Source organism: uncultured Arthrobacter sp., from assembly GCF_947493765.1.
Lineage (GTDB): Bacteria > Actinomycetota > Actinomycetes > Actinomycetales > Micrococcaceae > Arthrobacter_D.
Window position 1 is genome coordinate 59,235 of the sequence record NZ_CANLSZ010000010.1, and the last position, 15,438, is coordinate 74,672.

17 protein-coding genes are annotated in these 15,438 nt (G+C 67.7%); 12 read left to right on the forward strand and 5 right to left on the reverse strand.

The genetic code is table 11. From position 1 onward, the window contains the following. The first annotated feature begins 2 nt into the window (after window positions 1-2). Genes Q0747_RS12715 through Q0747_RS12735 form a run of 5 tightly spaced genes read left to right on the forward strand, consistent with a single transcriptional unit; the run spans window position 3 to window position 6,008 of the window. Window positions 3-1,376, forward strand: a complete 1,374-nt coding sequence (locus Q0747_RS12715) for an aspartate aminotransferase family protein (RefSeq protein WP_298255199.1) — start codon at window positions 3-5, stop codon at window positions 1,374-1,376. A 1-nt stretch (window position 1,377) separates the two neighbouring features. Then, complete coding sequence (locus tag Q0747_RS12720) at window positions 1,378-2,979, forward strand: amidohydrolase (protein ID WP_298255201.1); 1,602 nt, start codon at window positions 1,378-1,380, stop codon at window positions 2,977-2,979. Window positions 2,980-3,028: 49 nt separating this feature from the next. Next, window positions 3,029-4,288, forward strand: coding sequence for a M20 family metallo-hydrolase (locus Q0747_RS12725; protein WP_298255203.1), 1,260 nt, complete (start codon window positions 3,029-3,031; stop codon window positions 4,286-4,288). Beyond that, the gene (locus Q0747_RS12730) at window positions 4,285-4,509 is read left to right on the forward strand and encodes a DUF3311 domain-containing protein (protein WP_298255204.1); all 225 of its coding nucleotides are present in this window, start codon (window positions 4,285-4,287) and stop codon (window positions 4,507-4,509) included. Before Q0747_RS12725 ends, Q0747_RS12730 begins: the two co-directional genes overlap by 4 nt. Continuing rightward, a complete protein-coding gene (locus tag Q0747_RS12735) occupies window positions 4,509-6,008 on the forward strand; it encodes a sodium:solute symporter (protein WP_298255206.1) in 1,500 nt (499 codons plus the stop codon). Before Q0747_RS12730 ends, Q0747_RS12735 begins: the two co-directional genes overlap by 1 nt. 83 nt (window positions 6,009-6,091) lie before the next feature. Here the strand turns inward: Q0747_RS12735 and hxlA are convergent, their stop codons facing one another. After that, a complete protein-coding gene (gene hxlA, locus Q0747_RS12740; RefSeq protein ID WP_298255208.1) occupies window positions 6,092-6,715 on the reverse strand; it encodes a 3-hexulose-6-phosphate synthase in 624 nt (207 codons plus the stop codon). 63 nt (window positions 6,716-6,778) lie between these two features. After that, window positions 6,779-7,354 carry a 6-phospho-3-hexuloisomerase gene (gene hxlB / locus Q0747_RS12745; protein ID WP_298255210.1) on the reverse strand — a complete coding sequence of 192 codons (576 nt, stop codon included), beginning with the start codon at window positions 7,352-7,354 and terminating at the stop codon, window positions 6,779-6,781. Between the two features lie 199 nt (window positions 7,355-7,553). On the opposite strand from hxlB, the gene Q0747_RS12750 reads away from it, so the two are divergent. From Q0747_RS12750 to Q0747_RS12765, 4 genes are all read left to right on the forward strand, one after another. Then, the gene (locus Q0747_RS12750; protein ID WP_298255212.1) at window positions 7,554-8,072 is read left to right on the forward strand and encodes a hypothetical protein; all 519 of its coding nucleotides are present in this window, start codon (window positions 7,554-7,556) and stop codon (window positions 8,070-8,072) included. Between the two features lie 148 nt (window positions 8,073-8,220). Continuing rightward, window positions 8,221-8,889 (forward strand): DUF305 domain-containing protein, encoded by a 669-nt coding sequence (locus tag Q0747_RS12755; protein WP_367277720.1) that lies wholly within the window; start codon window positions 8,221-8,223, stop codon window positions 8,887-8,889. Between the two features lie 183 nt (window positions 8,890-9,072). After that, entirely contained in the window at window positions 9,073-9,339 is a 267-nt protein-coding gene (locus Q0747_RS12760; RefSeq protein WP_298255214.1) for a type II toxin-antitoxin system Phd/YefM family antitoxin, read from the forward strand. Then, window positions 9,336-9,731, forward strand: coding sequence for a type II toxin-antitoxin system VapC family toxin (locus Q0747_RS12765; protein ID WP_298255216.1), 396 nt, complete (start codon window positions 9,336-9,338; stop codon window positions 9,729-9,731). The genes Q0747_RS12760 and Q0747_RS12765 overlap by 4 nt, the downstream gene beginning before the upstream one ends. A gap of 15 nt (window positions 9,732-9,746) precedes the next feature. Here Q0747_RS12765 and Q0747_RS12770 read toward each other — a convergent pair whose 3' ends face one another. Further along, window positions 9,747-10,484 carry a hypothetical protein gene (locus tag Q0747_RS12770; RefSeq protein WP_298255218.1) on the reverse strand — a complete coding sequence of 246 codons (738 nt, stop codon included), beginning with the start codon at window positions 10,482-10,484 and terminating at the stop codon, window positions 9,747-9,749. A gap of 139 nt (window positions 10,485-10,623) precedes the next feature. On the opposite strand from Q0747_RS12770, the gene Q0747_RS12775 reads away from it, so the two are divergent. From Q0747_RS12775 to Q0747_RS12785, 3 genes are read left to right on the forward strand one after another with little or no spacing between them, the layout of a single operon-like run. Next, on the forward strand, window positions 10,624-11,700 hold the full coding sequence (locus Q0747_RS12775; RefSeq protein ID WP_367277721.1) for an NAD(P)-dependent alcohol dehydrogenase: 1,077 nt from the start codon (window positions 10,624-10,626) through the stop codon (window positions 11,698-11,700). A 49-nt stretch (window positions 11,701-11,749) separates the two neighbouring features. Continuing rightward, the gene (locus Q0747_RS12780; RefSeq protein WP_298255220.1) at window positions 11,750-12,370 is read left to right on the forward strand and encodes a hypothetical protein; all 621 of its coding nucleotides are present in this window, start codon (window positions 11,750-11,752) and stop codon (window positions 12,368-12,370) included. Next, on the forward strand, window positions 12,367-13,962 hold the full coding sequence (locus Q0747_RS12785; RefSeq protein ID WP_298255222.1) for a GMC family oxidoreductase: 1,596 nt from the start codon (window positions 12,367-12,369) through the stop codon (window positions 13,960-13,962). Before Q0747_RS12780 ends, Q0747_RS12785 begins: the two co-directional genes overlap by 4 nt. A gap of 178 nt (window positions 13,963-14,140) precedes the next feature. On the opposite strand, the gene Q0747_RS12790 is transcribed toward Q0747_RS12785, so the two are convergent. Further along, window positions 14,141-14,932 (reverse strand): IclR family transcriptional regulator, encoded by a 792-nt coding sequence (locus Q0747_RS12790; protein WP_298255224.1) that lies wholly within the window; start codon window positions 14,930-14,932, stop codon window positions 14,141-14,143. Window positions 14,933-15,008: 76 nt separating this feature from the next. After that, window positions 15,009-15,329, reverse strand: coding sequence for a putative quinol monooxygenase (locus Q0747_RS12795; protein WP_298255226.1), 321 nt, complete (start codon window positions 15,327-15,329; stop codon window positions 15,009-15,011). Window positions 15,330-15,438 lie beyond the last annotated feature (109 nt).

Genomic DNA, 15,438 nt, shown 5'->3' on the forward strand with positions numbered 1-15,438 from the left:
CCATGACATCGACAACTGACATCTCGGCCGATCCGGAGGCCGGTGCCGAGGTACGCCGCCTCGATCGGACCCACGTATTCCACTCCTGGTCCGCCCAGGGTCAAATCGACCCGCTGCCCGTCGCCGGTGGCCGCGGCTCCTACTTCTGGGACTACGACGGCACCCGGTACCTCGACTTCTCCTCCCAGCTCGTCAACCTCAATCTGGGCCACCAGCACCCGGCGGTCGTGGCGGCGATCCAGGAGCAGGCCGGCAAACTCGCGACGATCGCGCCTGCCTTCGCCAACGACGCCCGTTCCGAGGCGGCCCGCCTGATCGCCGAGGTGGCGCCGGGAGATCTGAACACCGTGTTCTTCACCAACGGCGGGGCCGAGGCCACGGAGAACGCCGTCCGCATGGCACGGCTCTCCACCGGACGGCACAAGGTCATGGCCGCGTACCGCAGCTACCACGGCTCGACCGCGGGAGCCATCACGATGACCGGGGATCCGCGCCGCTGGGCCTCGGAACCGGCGATGTCCGGCGTCGTGCACTACTGGGGCCCCTACCTGTACCGCTCGGCGTTCTTCGCCACGACCGAGGAGGAGGAGTGCGACCGCGCGCTCTCCCACCTGCGCGACACCATCACGGTGGAGGGGGCGCACACCATCGCGGCCATCATCCTCGAGCCCGTGGTCGGGACCAACGGCATCCTGGTGCCGCCGGAGGACTACCTGTCCGGGGTCCGGGCGCTGTGCGACGAGTTCGGCATCATGATGATCGCCGACGAGGTCATGGCCGGATTCGGCCGGTGCGGTGAGTGGTTCGCCGTCGACCGGTGGAACATCACACCCGATCTGATCACCTTCGCCAAGGGCGTCAACTCCGGCTACGTCCCCCTGGGCGGCGTGGTCATCTCCGACAGCATCGCGGAGTACTTCCGCGACCGGCCCTTCCCCGGCGGCCTGACCTACTCCGGGCACCCGCTCGCCTGCGCCTCGGCCGTCGCCTCGATCACGGCCTTCCACGACGAGGGGATCGTGGAGAACGCCCGCTCCCTGGGTCAGGACACCATCGGCCCGGCCCTGCGCGCGCTCGCCCAGCGCCACCCCAGCGTGGGCGAGGTCCGTGGGCTCGGCGTCTTCTGGGCCCTGGAACTGGTAAGGGACCGCGAGACCCGCGAACCGCTCGTGCCGTTCAACGCAACGGGCGACGACGCGCGGCCCATGACCGAGTTCGCCGCCGAGTGCAAGAAGCACGGCCTCTGGCCCTTCACGCACTTCAACCGCACCCACGTGGTCCCGCCGTGCAACACCTCCGCGGAGGAGATCGCGGAGGGCGTCGAGGCCCTCGACGCCGCACTCGAGGTGGCCGACCGGTACTACACGGGCTCGTAGGGTGGACGGCGCCGGGCATCCCGTGCGGATCTTCACCGCCGAGCGGATCATCGCCCTCGACGGCACGGAGCCGGAGGCCTTCGCGGTCCGTGACGGCTGGATCGCTGCGACCGGCACCCTCGCGCTGCTGGAGGAGCAGTACCCGGACGCCGAGCAGATCCGCCTGCACGGCGCCCTCGTGGTTCCGGGCTTCAACGACGCCCACTGCCACGTCTCGCAGGCCGCCCTGGCCCGCGCCAGGCTCGATCTCACCGAGGTGGACCACCCGGACGACCTGCGCCGGACCGTCACCGCCCGGGCCGCGACAGTCCCCGACGGCGCCTGGGTGATCGGGCACGCCCTCGACGACCGCCGGCTCACGGCCGACGTCGTCAACCGGGCCTTCCTCGATTCCATCTCCGGCGACCGGCCGATCCTGCTCATCCAGTACAGCTTCCACCGCGCGGTCGCCAACAGTGCCGCGCTCGACCTGATGGGCTACAGAACCGCCGCGGATGCACCTGCGGGCGGGCAGCTCCTGACCGATGAGGATGGCTCGCTCAACGGCTGGATGTTCGAGCGCGCCTGGCTGGACCAGTGGCTACCCGGCACGGGCAGGGGCAAAATCGTGGACGCGACCGAGCTGTCCGCCCGGACCGCCGCACTGGCCGAGGTCAACGCCGAACTGCACGCGGTGGGCATCACGTCCTACTGCGACGCCATCGTCACCCCCGTGGAGGAGCAGCTGTACCGCGCGGCGCTCGACGCCGGGACGCTCACGCCGCGTGTGAACATGCTGCTCTGGCACAGCTACTTCGATCCGGCCTCACCTCCGGTCTCCCCCGCGGACACACGCCTCCGGTTCGCCGGTGTGAAGATGATGCTCGACGGCGCCCTCGGCGGCGGTACCTGCCTCTGCAGCCGGCCCTACCCCGGCGAGAGCGACTCCGGGAACGGCCTGCAGGTCCTCGACGACGAGCAGTTCACACAGCAGCTCCGGCAGGTGCACGACGCCGGTCTGCGCGCCGCCGTCCACGCCAACGGTGACCTGGCGATCAGCAAGGTCCTCGATGCCACCGAAGCCCTGCCCCCGGAACCGGCGGAGGCACGCATGAACCACCGGATAGAGCACTGCAGCATCGTGGACGCCGGCATCATCGACCGCATCAAGCGGGCCGGCGTCACCCCGGTCCCGTTCGGGGCCTTCGTCCACTTCTACGGCCGGCAGATCACCACCTACTACGGCGAGGACCGCGCGCAGTTCACCTGCGCCCACCGGTCCATGCTCGACGCCGGGATCGCGGTGGCGGGGTCCTCCGACTACCCGATCGTGCCCATCGATCCGCTCGTGGCCCTGCAGAGCATGGTGACCCGCGAATCCGCCGACGGGCTCGTCGTCGGGCCGCAGCAGCGGCTGGACGTCCTCGATGCCCTCGGGGTCTACACCCACGGTTCCGCCGCGGCCACCGGTGAGGCCCACGTCAAGGGCCGCCTGACTCCCGGCCAGCTCGCGGACTTCGTGGTGCTGGATCAGGACATCACCACCGTCGAGAGCTCCGAGATCCACCGGACCACCGTCCGGTCCACCTGGGTGGGCGGCGAGTGCGTGTGGTCCGCCCCATGATCCTGTTGCCACCAGACCGCCGACATCCCTGAGCCGAAGGAGCCCCACCGTGTCCGCTGAAGCCTTCCTGACCGACTTCCACGAGGTCGCGACCATCGGCGCCACGAGCGGGAACGGCGTGGAACGCCAGGCCGCGACGCCGGAGGACGGCCGGACCCGGACCTGGTTCGCCGAATGGGCAGCGCGGCAGGGCTGGCCCGTCCGCGTGGACGGCATCGGCAACATGTTCGCGCTGCTGGAGTGGACACCCGGAGCGCCCTTCGTGCTCATCGGATCCCACCTGGACAGCCAGCCGCTGGCCGGGCGCTTCGACGGCGCCTTCGGCGTCGTCGCAGCCCTGCACGCCGCACGGACCATCAGCGAACAGATCGCGGCCTCGGATCCCCCCACGCACAATCTCGCCGTCGTCAACTGGTTCAACGAGGAGGGTGCCCGCTTCCCGCCGTCGCTCATGGGCAGCTCCGTCTACGCCGGGCTGATGGACCAGGAGGACATGCTGGCGGTGCAGGATCTCGACGGCGTCTCCGTCCGGGACGCCCTGGGCGGGATCGGTTTCCTCGGCACGGATGAGCGCCCGGAGGCCGTCGCCTACGCCGAGGTGCACATCGAGCAGGGCCGCCGGCTCGAGCGCGAGTCCCTGGCACTCGGGGCGGTCGATTCGAGCTGGTACACGCAGAAGCTCGACATCGAGGTGCTCGGCGAGCAGTCCCACACCGGCGCCACCGCCATGGCGGACCGCCATGATGCCCTGCTCGGGGCGGCGAGAGTGGTCCAGCTCGTCCACGAGGTGACGAAGGAGTTCGAGGAGGAGGCCATGGTCTCCTCCGTCGGCCGGTTCAACGTGGAGCCGAACTCACCCATCGTCGTCGCCCGCCGGGTGCACCTGGTGGCGGACCTGCGCTCGGGGGACCCGGACATCGTGGCGGCTGCCCGGGCGAGTCTCATGCGTGACATCGAGGCGTTCGCCGAGGAACAGCACCTGCAGATCACGGTCAGGGACTTCGACGTCCGCCCTGTCCAACACTTCCCGGAGAACGGCGTGGAGCTCACCGAGAAGGTGGCGGCCAGGCTCGGACTCGGGATCCGCCGCATCCAGACCATGGCGGGACATGACTCCGTGGCCATGAACAGCATGGTTCCCTCCGTGATGCTGTTCATCCCGTCGGTGGACGGCGTCTCCCACTGCGAACGTGAGTTCACCACCGACGACGACATGGTCTCCGGTCTCCGCGCCCTCACCGACGTGGCCACCGAACTGATCCATGGGGCACTGACCACCAGCACAACAGAGAAAGCAGGTGAAGGATGAAAAAGCGAACGTTCACCACGATCTTCACGATCGTGTCCGTGGCGGCGTTCCTGCCGCTGATCTTCCCGCTCTACGGTTTCGCGAATCGCGAGATGCCGATCGTTCTCGGTTTCCCGTTCAGCTTCTTCTGGGTGATCCTCTGGGTGCTCATCGTGTTCGTCGCGGTGATCGTCCTCTACTTCCTGGACCCCGAGCACAAGCAGCAGGAGGGTGAGGACTGATGCAGGACTGGCAATGGGCACTCATGATCATGCTGGCCTATCTGGCCGTCGCACTTCTCATCGGCCTCTGGGCGGGCAAGGGCCGCGGCGGATCCGTCAGTGAATTCGCCGTCGCCGGCCGTACCCTCGGCATCCTCGTCACGGCCTGCCTCATGGGCGGTGCGGTCTTCAGTGCGTTCTCGTTCCTCGGCGCACCGGGCTGGGCCTTCGACCGCGGCGCACCGGCGTACTACATCATCGTCTACACGGCGTTCGGCATCCTGCCCTGGTACATCATCGGTCCGAAGATCCGGAAGATCGGCCAGCGCCTCGATCTCTACACCGTCTCCGGTTTCCTCTTCGCACGCTTCCGCAACCGGGCCATCCCCGTGCTGATCGCCGTCATCGCGCTCTTCGCCTTCGTGCAGTACCTCGCGACGCAGATGAAGGGCATGGCGTACATCTTCAACATCATGACCGACGGGAAGGTCCCGTTCTGGCTCGGCGCCCTGGCCGCCTACGGCATCGTGGTGGTCTACGTGGCCACCGGCGGATTGCGCGCCGCCGCCTGGTCCGACGTCTTCCAGGCCATCCTGATGGTGGTGATCTCCTGGGTCATCGGGATCGTCGTCGTCGTCCAGCTCCACGGCAGCACCGGCACCATGTTCTCCAGCATCGCCCGCGATCGGCCAGGGTTCCTGGAGATCGGCTCCGAGGGCTCCACGATGTCGGCCACGGCCTACACCACCACCATCCTGGTGTCCCTCGTCGGCATCCTGATGTGGCCGCACCTGTTCTCGAAGTCGTACTCGTCGCGGCCCGTCACCATCAAGCGCACCGTGCTGATCTACCCGATCTTCGCCCTGTTCCTGATCCCGCTGCTGCTCGCCGGCTTCGCAGCGATCGGCGCCGTGCAGTCGGGCGACGTCGTCCCCGACGAGATCCTCCCCCACCTGATCACCAATGTGCTCCAGATGCCCGGGTGGCTCTACGGCCTCGTGGGTGCCGGTGCGCTGGCAGCCGCCATGTCGTCGGCCGACGCGATCACGCACAGCGCGTCCATGGAGTTCACGAACGGCGTCGTCCACCAGATCAGGCCCGACATGCCGGAGCAGCGGACGCTCGTGACCATGCGGACCGCCGTCGTCGTCATCGGTGGAGCCGCCTACCTCATCGCGGTATTCGGCGGGCAGGGACTCATCGCCCTGCTGCTCGGCGCGTACGGGTCGATCGTGCAGTTCGCCCCGGCCGTCTACAGCGCCCTCTACTGGCGCCGGGCCACGGCTCCCGGCGTGATCGCCGGGCTGCTCGTGGGCGCCCTGGTGAACTACTACTACCAGTTCGCGGCCGAGCCGCTGTTCGACATCAACCCTGGCATCCTGGGGCTGATTGCGAACGTCGTCGTCATGGTCGGTCTGAGCTTCGCCACGAAGCCACCGGCAGTCGAGGCGATCGATGGTTTCGTGGATATCGACGGCGTCGTCGCCCGGGAGAAAGGGCTGAGGACTTCCGTGCGGTAGCGAGCACCCTGACATACAGAGAGGCCGGCTCCCCGAGGGAGCCGGCCTTCCTGCGCACTACTCCCTCTGGGGAGTCGGGAGGATCAGCTGATGGCGTCGCGCAGTGCGCGGGCGGCCTCGGCGGGATCATCGGTGCCGTAGATGCCGCTGCCGATGACGGCGACGTCGGCACCCGAGGCCTGCACGTTTTTGATGGTGTCGAGCTCCACACCACCGGCGACGGAGAACGGGACGCCGGCCTTCTTGCCCGCGGTCAGCAGGGTGCCCAGGTCGTAGCCGTCCTGGGCCTGCTCGTCGAGGCCCGCGTGGAACTCGACGAACTCGGCACCGAGGTCGGTGACCTCCTTGGCCCGGGCGGCCTTGTCGTCGACGCCGATGAGGTCCACCACGACGCCGCGGCCGTAGTCCTTCCCTGCCTTGATGGCGCCGGCGATCGTGGAGTCATCGGCCACGCCGAGGACCGTCATGAGGTCGGCGCCCGCCTCGAAGGCCGCACCGGCCTCGAGCTCTCCGGTGTCCATGGTCTTCAGGTCCGCGAAGACGATCTTGTCGGGGTGGGCCGCCTTGATCGCGGTGACCGCGGCAAGACCGGCGTTCTTCACCAGCGGGGTGCCGAGTTCGATGATGTCGACGTACTCGGCCACCTTCCCGGAGAGTTCGAGGGCGTCCTCGAGGGTCAGTACGTCCATGGCGAGTTGCAGTTTCATTGGTGTCCTTTGCTTGCTGGGGATGGAAGAGGAGGGTGGAGCGCCGGTGGAGGTTCGCGTGCTCTACTCGAGGTTCGCGTGCCGGGGCCAGAGGTCCTCGGCGGGTGTGCCGTCGGACTGCCAGAGCGTGTGGAAGACGGCGTCGAGCACCAGCAGCAGCGCCTGCTCGAAGAGGCTCCCCGAGTACTGGTGGGAAGCAGCGCCGCTGTGGTCCGTCTTCTGCGCGGCGGGGATGACGACGACGGCGTGGGCAATACTCGCGAGCGTCGACTCGCCGTCGGTGGTCAGCACCGCGACGCGGGCGCCCTCGGAGACCGACGTCTGCGCTGCTGCGACTGCGGCGGCCGTGGTGCCGGACCCGGACGCGACGATCAGGAGATCACCCGAGCCGATGGCCGGCGTCGTCGTCTCGCCCACCACGTGGACGGTCAGGCCGAGGTGCATGAGGCGCATGGCGTGCATGCGCAGGGCGAGGCCGCTGCGTCCGCCGCCGGTGACGAAGACTCGCTGAGCCTGCTGGATCTCGGAGACGAGAGCTGCGAGCTGGTCCTCCTGCAGGCCGTCCGCCGTTCCGGCGAGTTCGTCCTGGACGAGGCGGAGGCTTGCGGTGACCGAGGGTGTGTTCGATGAGTCAGTCAACGATGGTGCTCCTCTCTGAAGGCTTCTGCGTGACGTCCCAGTAGATCACCGTTGCCGCACGGAACAACGTTCCGGGCCTGGAATCGGCTAAGAGCTGACTCAGGGCCCGGGCGGCTGCATTGCCGTATACCCCTAGGGGGTATAGATTCAGTTGCGGGTCGGCATGATCGACGGCGGTAGCGCGAGGGAGGTGGCGGTGATGGACATCAGGTCAGCACGACGTCGTCCCGCAACGCCGCACACGCCCTCCTCCGTCCTTCCGACCCTGCTCTCGCTCATCGGCCTGACCCCGGTGATCATCGGCATCCTCGCCATGCATGTGTGGATGGGCGGCCATGGCGCCACGGCTCATCCTGGCACGGGTTCGGCGTCGACCTCCACGGCCGCGCATGCGGTCGCCGGAAACACAGCCGCCGGGACTGATTCGATCGACGAAGCGCCTGCGCACCCCGTGGACGTCACGCTTGCTGCGCTGACGGCATCCGGTGGTCACGGCGACCAGACCGTGCTCGTGGGATGCGGTACGGACTGTTCGGGCGAGATGACGCTGGGCATGTGCGTCCTGGCCCTTGTGCTCGTGGGGATCGCCTGGCTCCTCACACCGACCGGCCGCGTCCTGGCATCCTCCCTGCCCCCGCGGGGACCACCCCTGATGCACTGGACCTCCCGCGCAGTCCCGGCTCCATCACTGACTCAGCTCTGCATCAGCCGCACGTAGAATCCGCGGCCCGTTCCGCCACTGGCGGTAGGGCCGGATCTCCCGTGTGCCCTCGCCCGCCTCACGGCCTGCACTCGGCACATACCGCCCCTCGATCGGGCGGAAGCGATTGACAGCACACCCTTTTCGAGTTCTGAAGGATCAGACCATGATGAAGCATTCCCTTTCCCTTGCCGCCCTGAGCCTTGCGGCAGTACTCACCCTCTCCGCCTGCGGGACCGACGACGGCTCGACCGCCGGCACCGGTACCGGCAGCACCGACACCTCCAGCTCGGCAGCTGCAGCCCCCGCCACGAGTGGGCCGGGCGGAGCGTCGCCGTCCGGTGATGCGACGGCGAGTACACGCTCCGACCCCGCAGCGGACGAGCACAACGCCGCGGACGTCATGTTCGCGCAGATGATGCTCCCACACCACGAGCAGGCCGTGGAGATGAGCGAGCTGATGCTCGGGAAGGACGGCGTCAGCCCCGAGATCGCGGACCTCGCCTCTCGGATCAAGGCCGCTCAAAGCCCCGAGATCGAGACCATGAAGAGCTGGCTCGAGACGTGGGACAGCCCCATGGGCGGAGAGGACGGCCATGGCATGGGCGGGATGATGAGCGAGGACGAGATGGCCGACCTCGAATCCGCCGATGGTCCAGAAGCGTCCCGCATATTCCTCGAGTCCATGACGGCCCACCACGAGGGCGCGATCGACATGGCGCGCACCGAGATCGACAACGGCGAGTACCCAGACACCCTTGCCATGGCCGAGACGATCGTGGAGACCCAGCAGGCCGAGATCGAGGAGATGAAGGGCTTCCGCGCGGATCTGTGATTCGCACAGGGCTCTGATGCAATCCTGGCCGCGATCCTGCCAACGAGAGCTTGATCGGCGGACCGGATTGCCCCTGAACGGGCGCCGGCGTGGAGGTCCCGTCCCCTTCATGCCGGCACCGCTTCGACCATCGAGCCCTATCGGTCGGCAGCTAGGTTTGCTACATTTGCTACGGAGGCTCCTATGACAATAATCCCGCATCGCGAGCTACGAAACCAGAGCAGCAAAATCCTCGAACGTGTCAAGAACGGCGAGACGATCAGCGTCACCAACAACGGCGAGGTTGCCGCAACACTCGTCCCGCCGTCCCGCACTCCCTACGAGCAACTGCTCCGCTCAGGCGGTATACGCCCCGCGCCCGCAGGAAGAGTCGACTTCCGATTGTTACAGCGCGTAGAGATCGAGGACACGTCTGCCGACATTCTTTCTGATCTTCGCGGTGATCGATGATCGCCTATTTGGATACGTCCGCTGCCCTGAAGCTTCTGGTCGAGGAGCACGAGTCCGAACACGTGGCCGAGTACCTATCAGGTACGCCGAATCTCGACATCGTGGCCTCCATGCTCCTTCACACCGAACTGCACTGCGCATCACAAAGACGAGCGGCTATATCGCCCGCCTTGGTGAACGCGGTTCTGAGAGGGGTGGATCTAGCCGATGCCACGCGATCAGACTTCCTGGTTGCTGCAGCACTTCCAGGACGGCTCAGGAGCGCCGATGCACTTCACCTCGCGACGGCGATCCGCCTCGAAGCCGACATCCTGGTGACCTACGACGCAGAAATGGGCGTAGCCGCTATCCAAGCCGGTCTCACTGTCGAATCGCCGGGGGCCGGACAGTAGCCATTGGCCACAGCCTCAAGCGTGCCAGGACACTGCGCTGATCACCTGGTTCGCGGTTCGATGTACGGCGGCATCGGTGCTGATATTTCCGCAGGAGAAGGCGGCCCGCTGCGTACTCACCGATGCGAGCAGGTCCTCCCAGGAGATCCAGCAGACGACGTCGTCGAGCCGGTCCATCAACTCTTCCTCAGTCGGCCCCGTGTTTCCCGCCCGCTCGAGGACGGCGGGCAGGTGCAGCCTGACGGCGTCCTTCAGCGACATCGTGCCGAGTCCCCTGACGGAGACGGGAGGCTCGACGCCGAGGAGGAACAACAGTGGAGTGCGGTCCCCCGCGTTGTTCATGACGGTCACGTACTCACGGGCAAGCTGCTCCGGCTGGAAGGCGCTGGTCCTGATGCGCTTCGCCTCGACGAAGGCGAAGACCCTCGGGCTAAGGATCAGCGCGTCCGGCTGCACGATGAACTTCTGTGCCACCACGGCGGGATTCACCGACATGTCCCCGGGAAGCAGCGACAGCCGCGCGGACTCGGCCTCGTCCGCCAGTATCTCCCGGACCTCGTCGGCACCTGAGCAGGAATCCACGACCGCCGCGAGGAAATGCGTCCTCGGCAGCAGGTCCAGACCGATGAGCACCTCAGCCGTGAGGACGTTCTCCATTCCTCGGCCACCACGGCGGTAGTTCACGGCTTTCTCCCACGAGATCTCCTCAAGGAGTCGGGTGATCATCGACGGCGGAGCGGGGTCATGGTCCATGGACGAAGTCTTGCCGATCCCTCCGAGCATTCCGGCAAGCGCGCCGCCCGAACGATCCGGACGATCCGGACGATCCGGACGATCCGGACGATCCGGACGATCCATTCTCACCCCGCGATAACCCCGCTTCTCCTGCCGCGTGACCGGCCTCACACTCGTATTCATCACCGCCTACGCAGGGAGTGTCATGAAGGCCGTCCGGGTGCACCAGTACCGCGAGGATCCACTGATCGACGACGTCGACGAGCCCGTCATTACCGGGCCGTGGGACGTGATCGTGGAGATCGGTGCCGCAGGCCTGTGCCGGACGGACCTGCACGTGATCGAGGGCCAGTGGGATCCCATCCAGCACCCCAGCCTGCCGTACATCCTCGGCCACGAGAACGCCGGCTGGGTCCGGGAGGTCGGCTCCGCCGTCTCGAACGTGGCTCCGGGCGACACCGTGATCATGCACCCGCTCGTCACCTGCGGCCTGTGCCTGCCGTGCCGTGCGGGTCAGGACTCGCACTGCGAGAACTCCACCTTCCCCGGGCTCAACGTGGACGGCGGCATGAGCGAGTTCATGCGCACCAACGCCCGCTCGGTGGTGAAGCTGGATCCGGGCCTGCACCCCGCGGACATCGCCGCCCTGGCCGACGCCGGCCTCACCGCCTACCACGCTGTTCGCAAGGCGGTTCCGCTGCTGCCCCCGGGCAGCCACGCCGTCGTCATCGGCAGCGGTGGCCTCGGGCACATCGGCGTGCAGTCCCTCAAGGCCCTCACCGCCGCGGAGATCACGGTGGTGGACCACTCCGACGCCGCCCTGGAGCTGGCCACGTCGCTCGGCGCGGACCACACGGTGAACTCCTCCGACGCCGGGAAGCTCCTGGACATCACCGGCGGCGGGGCGCAGGTGGTCCTCGACTTCGTCGGCGAGCACGGCACCGAGTCCCTCGGCATCACGGCGCTGCGGAACCGAGGAAGCTACTTCAGCATCGGCTACGGCGGTGCCGTGAACGTGGACACCATCGAGATCATCTCGCGCGAGATCTCCGTCGTCGGGAATCTCGTGGGCACCTACACCGACCTGGTGGAGCTGATGACGCTCACGTCCCAGGGCAAGGTCACGCTCCACACCCAGGTCTACGACCTCGAGGACGCGGTCCAGGCGATGCACGATCTCGACAACGGCACGCTCCTGGGCCGCGGCATCCTGGTGCCGCACCGCACCACCTGAGACCCCCCGACCGACAGAACCGACAGAACACCACCACAGGGAGAACATCATGGCGGACCCCGCACACACCCCCGCTCCTGACGCGCTGCAGCTCACCGATGAAGCCCGGCGTACCCTCATCCGGGTCATCCGGGTGGCCTTCCCGCACCCGCAGGTACCGGACGGCCCCTACGAACGGATGGCAGACAGGATCATCGCCGAATCGGAGGAACCCACCTGGTCGCGGATGGCGCTGACCCAGGGACTGCTCACCCTCGACGCACCGGACGGGACGCCCTTCGTGGACCTGCCCGACGATCAGGCGCTCAGCGCCCTCCAGGCCCTCGGCGACCTGGAGTTCTTCAGCTCCATCCGCCGGGCCACGGTGCTGAACTTCTACGACGACCCCGAGGTCTGGGACATCCTCGGCTACGAGGGCGAGTCCTTCTCCAAGGGGGGTTATCTGCATCGCGGCTTCGACGATTTGGACTGGCTCCCCGATCCCCGCATCGAGGAGTCCGAGGAGACCCTGACCGAGATCGGCCCCCTGGACTACGAGATCGTCACCGCCGCGGCGCCCGTGAAGGACGCGCCCGCCGACGCCGACCGCGACACCATCGCAAGCACCGACCACCCGTTCGATGACCTCTTCAAGGGGTCCGACATCGTCGAAGGAGCCACTTCAGCATGACCCACGAATCAGCAGTAGAAGAGTCCGCCAGCTTCGCCCACGACGACGATTCCGTCGTCGTCATCATCGGCTCCGGAGCCGGTGGTGGCACCCTCGCGCACGAGCTGACCGAGAAGGGCGTGAAGGTGGTGGTCCTGGAAGCCGGTGGCTACCTGCGCAACGAGGACTACGAGAACAACGAGTGGCAGGCGTTCCACCAGATGGCCTGGCTGGACCCGCGTACCACGTCCGGCTCCTGGCGGATCGCCAAGGACTTCCCGAATCTGCCGGCGTGGATCGTCAAGGCCGTGGGCGGCACCACCACGCACTGGTCCGGAGCCACCCCCCGGTTCAAGGCGCACGAGTTCAAGGCCCTGAGCACCTACGGGGAGATCGACGGCGCCAATCTGCTGGACTGGCCCATCACGCTGGCGGACCTGGAACCGTACTACGACAGGGCCGAACAGAAGATCGGCAGCACACACCGTCACGGTCGCCCGGCCCTGCCCGCGAACAACAACTACAAGGTCCTGGCGGCAGGCGCGGACAAGCTCGGTTATCGGCACTACGCCACGGGCCCCTACGGCACCAACGCCGAACCGTACGACGGCAGGCCCGCATCCATCCAGGACGGCTTCAACTTCCAGGGCGACAAGAACAAGTCCAAGTGGTCCACCATGGTCTCGGAGATCCCGAAGGCGCTCCGCACGGGCAAGCTGGATCTGCGCCCCAACAGTCACGCCGTCCAGATCACGCACACCTCCGCGGGCAAGGCCGACGGCGTCATGTACATCGACGCCGAGGGCCGGGTGCAGGAGCAGAAGGCCCGGGTGGTCGCCGTGGCCGGGAACGCGATCGAGACGCCGCGGCTCCTGCTGCTCTCCAGCTCCTCGCTGTTCCCGGACGGGCTCGCCAACTCCTCCGGCCAGCTGGGCCGCAACTACATGCGCCACACCACCGGGTCCGTGTACGGCACGTTCGACCAGCCCGTGCACATGTACCGCGGGGAGACGATGGCGGGACTCATCGCCGACGAGTCGCGGCACGATCCCACCCGCGGCTTCGCCGGCGGCTACTACTTGGAGACCATCGCGCTGGGCCCGGCGTTCCTGGCGAGTTTCGCCGATCCCGGGGCCTGGGGGCCGGGCTTCGCCTCGCTGCTGGACGAGTACCAGAACACGGCGGGCATGTGGATCGTGGGCGAGGACATGCCGCAGGAGACCAACAGGATCACGCTCAACACCTCGGTCAAGGACCCACTGGGGCTGCCGGTGCCGAACGTGCACTTCGACGACCACGCGAACGACGTCGCGATGCGCAACCACGGCTACCAGCAGGGCTCCCTGCTGTACGACGCCGTGGGGGCGCGCTCCTCGCACCACACTCCCCCGTACCCGTCCACGCACAACATGGGTACCGCACGGATGAGCGAACGGGCCGAGGACGGCGTGGTCAACGGGTTCGGCCAGACGCACGACGTGCCGAACCTGTACGTCTCGGACGGCTCCCAGTTCACCACCGGCGCCGCGGCGAATCCCACCCTGACCATCGTGGCGCTGGCCATCCGGCAGGCCGATCACATCGCGCAGCAGATGGCGGCCTCGGCGATCTAGGAAGGACCGGGTCCACCGGACGGGGAGCGGAGCCGTGGGTTCCGCTCCCCGTCCCGTGCCGGTCGGGAGGCCCGCGCCGGACAGCGCCCGTTCAGTGCTGATCCTGGACGGTACCTGTCGCCGTCGGCCGGTCGTGTCGGGGCGAGTCGGGACGTGCCCGCGCCGCAAGCGGTGCGGGTCACCGGCGCGGCAGCACCGACGTCGCGCGCAGTGCCCGGCTCACGCGGTCCGCGGTGTCGCGGAGCACCGTGGCCACCGCTCCGGCACGGCGGTCGAAGTCGGCGGCGTCCATCGACACAGCGACGGACCCGAGGATCTGCCCGGCCGCATTCATGACGGGTGCGCCCAGGCAGGACGCGCCGAGGATGAACTCCTCACGCTCCTTGGCGATGCCGTCCTCCCGGACGCGCTCGAGCTCCTCGTCCAGCGCCTCCATGGTGCCCAGCGTATGGTCGGTCATGGCCGGCATGCCGTGTCGGGCCAGGTAGGCGCGGCGCCGGGCCGGGTCCATACCGGCGAGCAGGATCTTCCCGAAGGCCGTGGCATGCGCGGCGTCGTTGAACCCGAAGCCCATCGGGGTGATCCGCCGGTGGGCCGGGGAATCCACCACATGGGCGACGACGATGTGGTCGCCGCGGTGCACCGCGTAGTAGGCGGCCGCCTCGCCGCGGGAGTGCAACTCCATGATCAGTCGCATCACCGCCGACGGTGTGTTGACCTGGCGGCGCAGCGACGTGTCCAGGGCGTGGACCTTGTAGCCGAGCGCGTAGCGGCTGTCGTCCTTGAGGTGGACCAGATGGTCGGATTCCACCAGGGTCTTCAGCAGCCGGTAGACCGTGGGTACGGGTATGTCGAGCGTCGCCGCGATCTCCTTGGCGGTGAGGCCGCGCTGGTCCGAGGCGACGACGTCGAGCAGGGCGAAGGCCTTCTGCACCGAGGCCATGCCGGTGAAGGCATCATTGCGTCCCATGCACCCATCTTGGCACTCATCACGGGATGAGGAGGGGACGAATCGACTTCCGTCCCCTCCCGCCGTCGGGTGTCCGTCAGGTGACGGTGAGCTCGCCCATCCGGCCCCAGCCCTCGGCGGCGATCTTCTCGCTGATGATCTCCGGGGTCTCGCGGAGGGCCTGCGGCATGTCCTGCATGGCCTGGCCGAAGTGGGCGCTGTTCACATGGTCCGCGGCGGCGTCGTCCTGGAACGCCTCGACGAGCACGAACTCGTCGGGATCCTCGACGCTGCGGGACCAGTCGAACCAGAGATTGCCCGGCTCCTGCCGCGTGGCCTCGGTGAAGTCACGGGTCAGGTCCAGCCAGCGGTCCGCCCAGTCGGGCTTGACCTTGAATTTGACGACGATGAAGATCATGCGGTGATGCCTTCCGGCTCGGGTGCACTCCCGCGGATGCGTAGTGCTTGTTCTGCAGTCTGCCGCGCCCGCTACGCCGATCCAAGCCGGGTTATCGCGGGGTGAGAAC